At 68.8% G+C, this 10,355-nt stretch carries 5 protein-coding genes and 1 pseudogene; 1 reads left to right on the top strand and 5 read right to left on the bottom strand.

Going from position 1 to position 10,355, the window contains the following annotated elements; genetic code table 11:
• Positions 1 to 127: 127 nt before the first annotated feature.
• The 4 genes from TSO221_RS36785 to TSO221_RS06340 form a co-directional block, all read right to left on the bottom strand.
• Positions 128 to 4,654, bottom strand: a complete 4,527-nt coding sequence (locus TSO221_RS36785; RefSeq protein WP_109117641.1) for an MBG domain-containing protein — start codon at positions 4,652 to 4,654, stop codon at positions 128 to 130.
• 10 nt (positions 4,655 to 4,664) lie between these two features.
• The gene (locus TSO221_RS06350) at positions 4,665 to 6,431 is read right to left on the bottom strand and encodes a ShlB/FhaC/HecB family hemolysin secretion/activation protein (RefSeq protein WP_199229398.1); all 1,767 of its coding nucleotides are present in this window, start codon (positions 6,429 to 6,431) and stop codon (positions 4,665 to 4,667) included.
• Positions 6,432 to 6,539: 108 nt separating this feature from the next.
• Positions 6,540 to 7,598, bottom strand: coding sequence for an AraC family transcriptional regulator (locus tag TSO221_RS06345; RefSeq protein WP_109117640.1), 1,059 nt, complete (start codon positions 7,596 to 7,598; stop codon positions 6,540 to 6,542).
• A 466-nt stretch (positions 7,599 to 8,064) separates the two neighbouring features.
• Positions 8,065 to 9,090 carry a DUF4424 family protein gene (locus tag TSO221_RS06340; RefSeq protein WP_109117639.1) on the bottom strand — a complete coding sequence of 342 codons (1,026 nt, stop codon included), beginning with the start codon at positions 9,088 to 9,090 and terminating at the stop codon, positions 8,065 to 8,067.
• 535 nt (positions 9,091 to 9,625) lie between these two features.
• On the opposite strand from TSO221_RS06340, the pseudogene TSO221_RS36305 reads away from it, so the two are divergent.
• Positions 9,626 to 9,816, top strand: a pseudogene (locus TSO221_RS36305) (IS630 family transposase); the annotation flags it as partial.
• A gap of 12 nt (positions 9,817 to 9,828) precedes the next feature.
• On the opposite strand, the gene TSO221_RS06330 reads toward TSO221_RS36305, so the two are convergent.
• On the bottom strand, positions 9,829 to 10,355 hold a 527-nt coding region (locus tag TSO221_RS06330; RefSeq protein ID WP_199229397.1), incomplete at its 5' end, for a M10 family metallopeptidase C-terminal domain-containing protein.

Genomic DNA, 10,355 nt, shown 5'->3' with positions numbered 1-10,355 from the left:
AGATGCGCCGTGTTGTCATCTTCCACCTCTCCGCTCCCAACGGGAGCTTGGCAAAGGTGTCCACCGATTCGGAGGAGGCTCAGCGGGTTATACCACGGCCCGAACGGATGAAATCGGACGCCAGAACTCAGGGGGAGGCCGAGCAATTCCCCGTCTCCGAAATGCAGACAAGCACACTGTCGAACCGGCGGCCGGCACTCGGAGTGCCGACACCCTTGAAGTCCGGTTGCAGCGAGATCACCAAGGGCACAGCGTTGGCCACGAGGGAACGGCCTTTGACCAGGGCGCTGGCGAGGAGCGCCCCCGGCTGGGGAGCATCGGCGACGACCGTCAGTATACCGGGCACGAGGGTCATGGTGTAGTTGGGCGAGGCGGCCAACGACCCCTGGGTGATGGCGTAGCTGCCGACCCCGCTGGTGCCGATGGCCGTGGTGCCCAGGCTGCCGGACAGGGTATCGCCGTTGACCAGGGCGCCGCCGGTAACGCTGTAGGTCAGCGCCGGGTTGGCGTCGCCGTAGGCCCGGCTTTGCGCGTCCGCCGTGACCGTGATGCTCCGGGGAGTCACCGTGAGGTTGGTGCCGGTGTAGGTGATGGCGTAGTTCGGCGAGGCGGCCAGCGAGCCCTGGGTGATGGCGTAGGTGCCCACACCGCTGGTGACGGTGGCCGCGGTGCCCAGGCTGCCGGACAGGGTATCGCCGTTGACCAGACCGCCACCGGTGACGCTGTAGGTCAGCGCCGGGTTGGCGTCGCCGTAGGTCCGGCTTTGCGCGTCCGCTGCGACCGTGATGCTTCGGGGAGTCACCGTGAGGTTGGCGCCGGTGTAGGCGACGGCGTAGTTCGGCGCAGCAAGGGAACCCTGGGTGATGGCGTAGCTGCCGACCCCGCTGGCGCCGGTGACCGTGGTGCCCAGGCTACCGGACAGAGTGTCGCCGTTGATCAGGCTACCGCCGGTGATGCGGTAGGTCAGCGTCGGGTTGGCGTCGCCGTAGGTCCGGCTTTGCGCCTCCGCCGCGACGGCGAGGCTCCGGGGAGCCACCGTGAAACGGCCCGTGTTCAACAGGCGGATGGAATAGCCGCCCGATGCGGCCAGCGTGCCGGGATCGAGCGTGTAGCCGTAGTCGCCGGCGCCGGCCGGCGCGGCGAAGCCCGCGGAGGACAGCGACGGGGCGCCGCTCAGGATGGCAGCGGTGGTGTCGGCGCGATAAGCGCCGGCAACGCCGGAGGAAAGACCGGTGATGCTGTAGGAGGCGCCGGCGCTGGCGCTCGCGTCCTCGCCGTAGGTCTTGCCGGCGTTGACGGACGTCACCGTCACCGACGGCTGTTCGGCGAAGACGTAGCGGTTGCCGGCGGCGCCGACCGCGGCGCCGGCCGCCATGTTCCAGACCGCGGTGTTGCCGCTGTCGAGACCGCCGAAGGTGCCGCCCGCCGGACTGGCCGAATAGATCAGCCAACGGTCCGAGGTCGCCGTCACCGCGTCGCTGCCGCGGTCGTTGACGAAGGCCCCGGCGGCCGACAGGGTCACCCCGGTGCCGCTGACGGTGCCGGCGGCGCCGATGGTGAGGCCGCCGGTGGCGCCGACGTTCACCGTGCCGGTGGCGGTCAGGGCGGCGTCGATGGCGAAGGCGCCGGCGGCGGTGATCGCGCGGTTGGCGAAGCTGCCGGCGATCCCGGTGCCGCCGCTGCTGATGGCGAAGGCGGCGTCGAGGGCCGACAGGGTGGTCAGCCCGGTGGTTTCGCGGAACGTGCCACCGGTGATGTCGAAACCGGTCACGGGGGCAGCGGTGACGCCGGTCCGGAAGGTGGCGCCGTTGGTGGCGGCGCCGGTCGACCACCCCAGCAGCGACGAACCGCCACCGGCGATGCTGCCCGCCGGCAGCGCCGCATAGTAATAGCCATTGGCGCCGACGGACGCGGTGGCGACCGTGCCGGTGTCGGCCCGCAGATGGACCGTGCCGCCGGTGGGCGCGGTGCCGGACACCGCCTGCACGCCGCCGGGGAAGAGGCTGGTCAGGTAGGGGTAGAGGCGGGAGGACAACGTGAAGCCGCCACCGAGCCCCGCCGCCGCCGTGCCGTCCTGGAACTGCGCCGTGGTCAGGCCGGTGGCGGACTGGCCGCTGCTGTTGGTGCCGAAGGCGGCGCTTCGGCCGCTGGTCTCGGTGTTCCACAGGCCGCTGACGATCGTCCCGGCGTTGGACCCGACGAAGCCGCCGACGCTGGTGGTGCCGGTGACGGCGCCGGTGGCGTAGGCGGCGGTGAGCGTGCTGCCCACTCCGCTGTCTCCGACGAGGCCGCCGACGCGGGTGCTGCCGGTGACGGCGCCGCTGGCGTGGGCGTTGCTGACCGTGCCGGCGTTGTTGTATCCGACAAGGCCGCCGACCGCCTGGGTCCCGTTGGCGGTGCCGGTGGCGTAGGCGGTGGTGATCGTGCCGGTGTTGGATCCGGCGAGGCCGCCGACGTTGGTGGTGCTGGTGACGGCGCCGGTGGCGTAAGCTTTGGTGATCGTGCCGTGGTTGGCTCCGACGAGGCCGCCGACCACGTTGGTTCCGCTGACGTCGCCGGTGGCGTGGGCGTTGGTGATCGTGCCGTTGCCGTAATGGTACCCGACGAGGCCGCCGACGCCTTGGTTTCCGCTGACGGTGCCGGTGGCGGTGGCGTTGGCGATCGTGCCGTCGCTGGATCCGGCGAGGCTGCCGGCGAAGGTGTCGCCGATGACCGAGCCGCCGACGAGGCCGATGTCGCGCACCACTCCGCTCGTGCCGACATTGCAGAACAGGCCGGCGCAGGAGGAGGGCGCGCTGACGGTCAGCCCGGCGATGCTGTGCCCGAGCCCTTCGAAGACCCCGGTGAACACTCCGGCGACCGGCGAGGCGGTATAGGTGGTGCCCGAGGCGTCGAGGCTTTGCGCCAGCGCGTAACGGCCGCCCAGGCCGGCGGTGTCGATGCCGTCGATGTCGGCCATGGAGCGCAGCAGGGTGTAAGCCTGGCCGTCGATGGTCAGCGACTGGCCGCTCTGTCCGGCGGCGAAGCCGGCGCTGGCGCCGTTGCCGAAGGTGAGGGTGCCGCCGCTGCCGCCGTGGTTGGTGGTCAGCGTCAGCCCGCCGCCGCCGGTGATGGTGATGTCCGCGTTGATCGCGATCGAGCGGTAGGCGTCCAGCGTCAGCGTGTTGGCGGCGCTCCACGACAGCGGCGTCGCGACGGTGATGTCGCCGGCTTCGGTCCCGAGGCCGCCGCTGCCGCTGGTCGATACCGTGACGTTGGCGCCGCCGAGCGCGGTCAGCAGCGTCGTGGCGTTGATCACCGAACCGTCGCCGGTGGCGGCAAAGCCGGAGTGGTTGCCGTCGCTGCCGGCCGAGATGGTGATGTTGTAGGGGTCGAGCAGCAGGGTGCCGAAGGCACCGCGGGCGGCCGAGAGGTCGGTGTAGCCGGTGTAGGCGAGCGTCGCCTTGCCGGACACCTCCGCCTGCCCGCCGTCGCCCGACAGCGCCCCGCCGCGGGCGGAGATCCTGCCGTCGAAGCGGGTCAGCCGGTCCGACCACACCACCACGTCGCCGCCATTGCCGGCCGAGGTGGCGTCCGCCTTGATCCGGCTGGTGGCGTCGACCGTCACCGTGTCGGCGCGCTGGAGCGCGCCTTTGCCCTGGCGCCCGCCGCCCACCTTGACGGTGCCGCCGCCCCGCTTGCCCGAGGCGTCGAGCGTCGCCCCCTTGAGAGCGACCGTCCGGCCGGTGGCGGTGATCGCGCCGCCGGTGCCGTCGCGGCCGGTGGCGGCGACGGTGCCGGAGACCTCGACCTCGCCCCCGGTGCCGGCCAGGACGATATCGCCGCTCCGGCCGCCGACCGTCTTCGCCTCGATGGTGCCCGACAGGTTGATCGCCTGGCGCGCCATGTCCTTGGCCGCCGCCGCCGAGAGCTGCACCGAACCGCCGTTGGCGGTGATCCGGCCGGAATTGCGCACCAGCGCGCCGGTCCCCTCGGCCCTGGTCGGCACCGCCACCTGGAGAAAGCCGTCGCCCGACAGGTCCAGCGTCGCCCGCTCGCCCGAGCCCAACCCGACCTTGCCCAGGGGCACGGTGATGGTGCCGGCGTTGTCCACCGCGCCGCCGAGCAGCGCGGCATAGCCGCCGCGCCCGATGGTGACGGTCCCGGCGTTGCTCACCGTCGCGGACGCGCCGTTGCCGGCGAAGCCGCGCTTGCCGGTCATGAAGTCGTCGTCGCCGATGTTGAGCGTCGAGGCGACGAAGCCGGCGGCGTTGACCGTCCCAGTTTTGGTGATGGCGATGCCGTTGGGGTTGACCAGATACACTTGGCCGTTGGCGTTGATCGCCCCGGCGATGGTGGACGGGGTGGCGCCGGTGACGCGGTTGAGGATCGCCGAGCCGCTCGACGGCTGCACGAAGTTGACGCTGTTGCCCTGGCCGACCGAGAAGCTCTGCCAGTTGACCACGGCCGAGGGCGAAGACTGGGTGACGGTCAGCGCGCCGTTGGCCGCGGCGCCGATGGTGGCGCTGCCGGCAGCGACGCTGCCACCGGTGGGCAGGCCCTGCGCCAGCGCTCGCGGCACGCCGGACAGCGCCGTGGTGGCGAGCAGGGCACCCAGAAGCATCGCGTGACGGGAACGCGAGAGGCGATGCGCGCTGCGGCGGGTGGGGGTCATGGCGGTGGCCTCAGAACTGGAGGGAGGAGGTGAAGGTCAGGCGGTTTCCGTCCCCGGAACCATCGTCGAGCTGGTAGCGGCCGTATTCGAGGCTGAGGTGCATGGCGCTGAAGCTTGTCCGCACGGCGGCGCCCAGGCGCAGTCCGAGGCCGTAGGCGGTGCCGCGGCCGGTGCCCTTCTCGAGTGCCGTCGGGTGGGCCAGCGTGGCGCTCCCGTAGGCGCCGAAGAGGTAAGGGGTCAGCACCGTCCCCGCGTCGTACCCGTCCGCATCCGGGCCGATGGACGGCAGGGCGACGGTTGCGGCGACGGGAAACTGCAGTTCCCCGCGCAGCACGAAGCCGCTGTCCCCCTGGATCTTCCCGGACGGAAGGGGCGACAGGCCGGTGGCGTTGGCGAGGCTGATCTGCTCGGCGTTCGCCATGGCGTGGTTGAAGGCGGTTTGTGCCCGCGCCGCCAGGTCGACCGCCAGATGCGGCAGCAGCGGCTGGGTGTAGCCGGCGCCGATTTCCAGCTTCTGGAACACCGGACCGGCACCCTGCCGCGACAGCGGCGTGGCGTCGGCCCCGTCCGGCGGTGCGTGGCGGGCGCCCAGGCCGCCGATCCCGAACGAGCCGGTCAGCCGCGCCGTCACCACGCCGTTGCCGGGCGCGTACCAGAGGAGGACGCCGCCGCCGCGCAGGACTCGCAGGCGGTCGAGGGACAGGTCCTGGATCACCGGGCCGGCTGCCGACACCCGTTCCTGCTCGGCGTCGAAGACGGTCTGCAGGGTGACGGTGACGTCGCGGCCACGAACCAGCGGATAGTTCAGCCGTGCCGAAACCCGCGAAAAGACCGAGGTGCTGCCGAGGCCGCCGGCGTGCATCGCCGGCGTGGCGCGAGCGTCGGTCACCTCCAGGTTGGCGGTCAGCCCGTCGTCCCCCAGGGGGACGGTGACGCCGGCCGCCAGCATCCGGTTGCGCGGCTGGCCGGCGAAGAAGCCGGCGCTTCCGCCCGACGGCCAGCCGGACGCGCGCAGATAGACCAGTTCGCCGTGGCCGGCCGGCGAATTGAGGTCGAGGCCGACGCTCGCCGTGTACGTACCGAGTTCCTCGGCCAGCGTGTTGTCGCCCGACAGGAAGCCGGTGACCGGCTGGTGACGGGCCTCGATCACCAGCACCGAGGCCCCGGGCTTCGGGCCCGGCACCAGGGTCGAGCGCAACACCGTGCCCGGCGTGTCCCCGGCCAGCAGCAACCGACGCTCGATGTCGGCCATGGTCAGGCCGCGCCGACCGACCAGCGGCGCCAGCAGATCGGCGACGCGCCGGTGGACGGCGGACGGCAGGGCGTCGGTGTCGACCTGCTCCACATAGCCGTCGACGACGACGAGGCGCAGGACCGCCCCGTCCTTCAGGCGCTGGGCCGGCAGCACCACCCGCGCCAAGCCGTAGCCGGCGGCGACGTACGCCTGCTCGAGTGCGCGTGCGGCGGCGAACAGATCCGCCGCCGAGACCCGTTTCCCGGTGAGTTCACCGGCGATCGCCTGCTCCTGCGCGCGGAGTTCCGGCAGGCCGCCCTCGACCGTGACGCCAACGATGTCCACGAACAGCGCGTCGGCGCCCGGCGGCGTCTCGGGACCGGTTCCTTCCGGAATGACGATCTCGCCCCCCCGCACCGGCGGCGCAGGCTCGAACGAGCGCGGTGTGATTTGCGAGGCGGACTGTGCCTGGGCGCCGCTGACGGTCGCGGCGACGATCGGCAGGATCAGAACAGGGTATCGCCAGACCGGCGATCTGTACAACTTTGCAAAATTCAAAGACACGCCTCGGCCCCCGACGCCCGCCGTTTGCGATTCTCTTCACGGCGGCGAACTTTAAGGCTGAGGGTGGCGCAGCAATCACACGCGGATTTATTCGTAAGCGCTATCTTTTATGCTCAAGGGACGGAACGTCTCTCCGTCCTTCGGGCGTTGGGACAGGCCTCTTGCGTAGGATGCCGGTGACGTGCCGAACACGGTGGTGAAGGCGGAGGTGAAGTTGCTGACGTGGGTGTATCCCACCTGCCAGGCGACCTCCTTGATGGTCATCTCGCCACGTTCGATCAGGGTCCGCGCCTGTTCGAGGCGGAGGTTCCGCAAAACCTCGAAGACGGTTCCGCCGAACAGCTCCCGGAACGCGACGTTCAGGCGCTTGTCGGTCAGGTTGACCGATCGGGACAGTTCGGCCAGGGACGGTGGTATCCGCAAGGACATCGTCAAGCGTTCATAGGCCTCCTGCGCCGCGCGGTGCTCCCGGTTCGACAGCGGTCGCGGTGGTGCTTCCGTATCGCTCATGGCCTGCGCGACCATCGTGATCAGCATCAGAGCGGCGCTCTCCAACTGCAACTGGCGGAGCGCCCCGGTCAGGCCGGGCGCTATGTTGTGCTCCATCGCCGCCCTCATCTTGTTGGAAACGGGGAAGGATATGACGCGCGCTTCATTCCGCGTCGCTTCCATCAGTTGGCGGAAGAATGGTGGTACGTTCTCGTCAAGATATCCTTCAAGCCGGTGAGGCGGGAGAGAGACGCTCAGCGACCGCACTTCGACCCATTTCTCCAGCTCGAAGCCGGTGGGGGATCCGGAATACCGGAAGCCGCAACCTTGCGCGGGGGTAATCAAATGCCGGTCGTTTTCAGCACAGAATAGAGAGGCCGTTCCAGAGAACAGGATCAACAGGTTGTTCAGGCAATCGTCATTGATCGGGTCGAAGGTTATGACCATATCATCAGCCGGAATGAGTCGGCTGATAGATATGTTGCCGCCGTCGGCAAGATCTGTCTTGCTGAACTGCAGAACACCCATGCCATCGTCGAGCATAGCGTCGTCCGCAATGATCAACTCGTTCGTCACGCCGCTTCCCAACGTGGCGTTGACACGCACCAGCGATTCGGAATCCAAAGGATTTTCTTTATATTCATATGAATTTTTCATATCAGCCTCTCCCGGTGACGTGGAGGCATTTAGCCATGCTGGTATCGTTGAGTGAAGTCGATGAATGGGCACGCAGTGATTGGTTGCGAACTGGCGCGCAATTCAGGCAATTAAGCAATAGACGAATTAATCGCCTAGCGTGTGTGATTGGCACAGGGAGTGGGCGCCGGTCCACAGACAGCGAACAGGTGGAGTTCAGGTAAAGTGGCACTGCCGTCGAAAATGCGCTTAGGTGGCTCCACACACCAGCAAGCTCCGTCCCTGCGTCTGGCGCGTAGCGGACCATAAGCACCTCCGGAGCCGGCGCCACAATTTTACTCTACACGGCAAATGGGGCAAAGCGGCTGGACTGAAGACCTGCGGCTGTCGCCGCAGCGTGCCCTGTTACAGCATTGCCGGGATCTCGGGTGGGACGAAGTAGGCCCCCTCTGCCGGAAACGTCCTGGGCAGCGCTGCGCTCCGGCGCCTACGGCCGGCTCTTGGCTCGGACGAAGATCAGCAGGCGGATGTCGCGGTCCGGAACGAAGTCGTCGACCACCGACTCGAAGGTTGCCGGCCCGACCTTTTTCAGGCCGGTCCAGCAGAGCGAGAGGATGTTGTCAGGCTCACCCTTGTCGAGGGTCAGGCGAAACCGGCTGATCGGCCCCCGCCAGTTGCGCGCCGTGGTCAGGATGTATTCGATTTCCGCAGCGGTGAACGCCATGGCGCCTGCAGGGGTGCGGTTCTCCGCCGCCGTCAGGGCACGCCTGGTGCCGGCGTCGAGGCAGTAGCGGTCGGCATCAGCGCTCGTCCCGTCGCCGACGAGGCGGCCGACCACCGTGCGCCCGTCGACCTCCGCCGCCTTGCCGATGAGGGCGTTGCCGACGAACGGCCGGTAGGCGTGCCGAACCTGCACGTTCACGCCCGGAGGGAAGATCTGACGCCAATGGTAGCGGGTCCGCAGCACCCATTGCGGCGTATTCTCGTCCTCACCGGACCGGATCAGGCCGGCGCGCCGCAACCGCTCGAGCGCGGCGGGGGGAATGGCCTTGACCTGCCCGTCGTAGCCGCCCGGCTTCCAAGGCGCCAGGTCGAGCGCGCCCGCCGCCTCGAGATCCCGGGTCACCTCCCGGCCCTGGAAGAAGGCCCGCCGCTCCAGCTGCGGCACCAGAGGCCGGCCGTCCACCCACAGCTGGAAGCCCAGGAAGTCCGGGCTTTCCGTAGGGAAGGCCCAATTCGGCGCCGTCAGTCCCCGCGACAGATCGAGATCCGGCAACGGGAACACCACAAGCGTGTCAACGGGGTGATCGGCGACGTTACGGAACACGTAGGACACGCGGATCTCGTCCAGGCCGATCCGCAGGTCCTCGGACAGCATCCGGATGTCCTGGCTGGCGGACAGCTCGATGCCACCCGTCCCTTGGAAGCCCGTGCTGTCGTTGGCCGCCGCCGGACCGGACAGCAGCAACGCTGCCATCAGCGCCAGGGGTGATAGGAGGCCGCGGTCGAGCATGACGGATTCTCCGGCTATGGGGATGGCCAACCGCTGTCCTTACCGCAGCCGCGTCGGCAACGCACCTTTCATGCCTTGCCCATTCGGGTGCGGTGCTCCCGCAGAGCACGGTACATGGTTGTTCGCTCCACTCCGAACTGTTCAGCAATCTACCGAGCCGTCTGGCCACCAAGCTGCTTCCTGAGCAGGGTTTCGATCATCGCACACCGCCTGTCGGTCAGCTTTCGAGGGCGCCCCAAGGGAACACCGCGCAGTCGCGCCGCCTCCGTACCGGCGACGGTCCGCTCGGAGATCAGGGCTCATACGATCGTCGGCGAGGACGGCGCAATTTCGGACCCGAGGATCGCGGAGCAGTTGCGCTCGTTCCTGCGGGGCTTCACCGCTTTTGCGCAAACGTCGCGGGGCAAATAACCGCGCTCTTGAAAGGCGTGACCAATGGGTACCGGTCGCTCCTTTCCGCAAGTGGCGCGCCAGTTATGTCACTGAGTCCGGCACAGTCGGCGCCTATCCGGCCACGGACACGGACGGCCGAGGCTTCCTGCCGGCCTACAGCCCCGACCTCAATCCCATCGAGATGGGTTCGCCAAGCTCAAGACCACCCTCGTCCGAAAAGCCGAGGAGAGGACCATCGAGGCCACGTGGCGCCGCATCCGAGCCCTCCTCGATCACTTCCAGCCAAACGAGTGCGCCGCATACATCCGGCACGCCGGATACGCTTCCACCTAAATCAGACAGACTCTAGAGGGTGAAGGTTGATGCGCTCAGCGTATAGGCCCCCGCCAGCATGATGTTGAGGTCCGAAACGCCATCGCCGTTCACGTCGGCTCGAATCCAGGTGTTCGTTCCGACTTCGCAGCGCAGCTGTCCGGCGACGCCGGTGAAGGCCGCCGTACCAATGTAGCTGAAGGCGTCGTTGTCGGCCGTCAGGGCGTTGGCGTCGATCGCCGACAGGTCGATGCGGTCAAGTTCGGTGAGGCTGAAATCCCGGATGGCGTCTGCATCCGTTCCGCTGTCCTGGAGCGACGCATACACAAACACGTCCGCCCCGGTGCCGCCGTACAGGCTGTCGGCGCCCAGGCCGCCGCGCAACGTGTCGTTCTGGGTGCCGCCGTACAGGGTGTCCGCACCGGTGCCACCGAGCAGGACATCGTTGCCGGAATCGCCGTAGGCGAGGTCCCCGGCACCGTTGTCGCCGTCGGCGCTGCCGTCGATCAGGTCGTTGCCGAGGCCGCCGTACACCGTGTCGGCGCCCGCCCCGCCGTAGA

Source organism: Azospirillum sp. TSO22-1 (assembly GCF_003116015.1).
Lineage (GTDB): Bacteria > Pseudomonadota > Alphaproteobacteria > Azospirillales > Azospirillaceae > Azospirillum.
The sequence above is the reverse complement of the archived record's forward strand: the minus strand, read 5'-3'. Positions and strand labels throughout refer to the sequence as shown.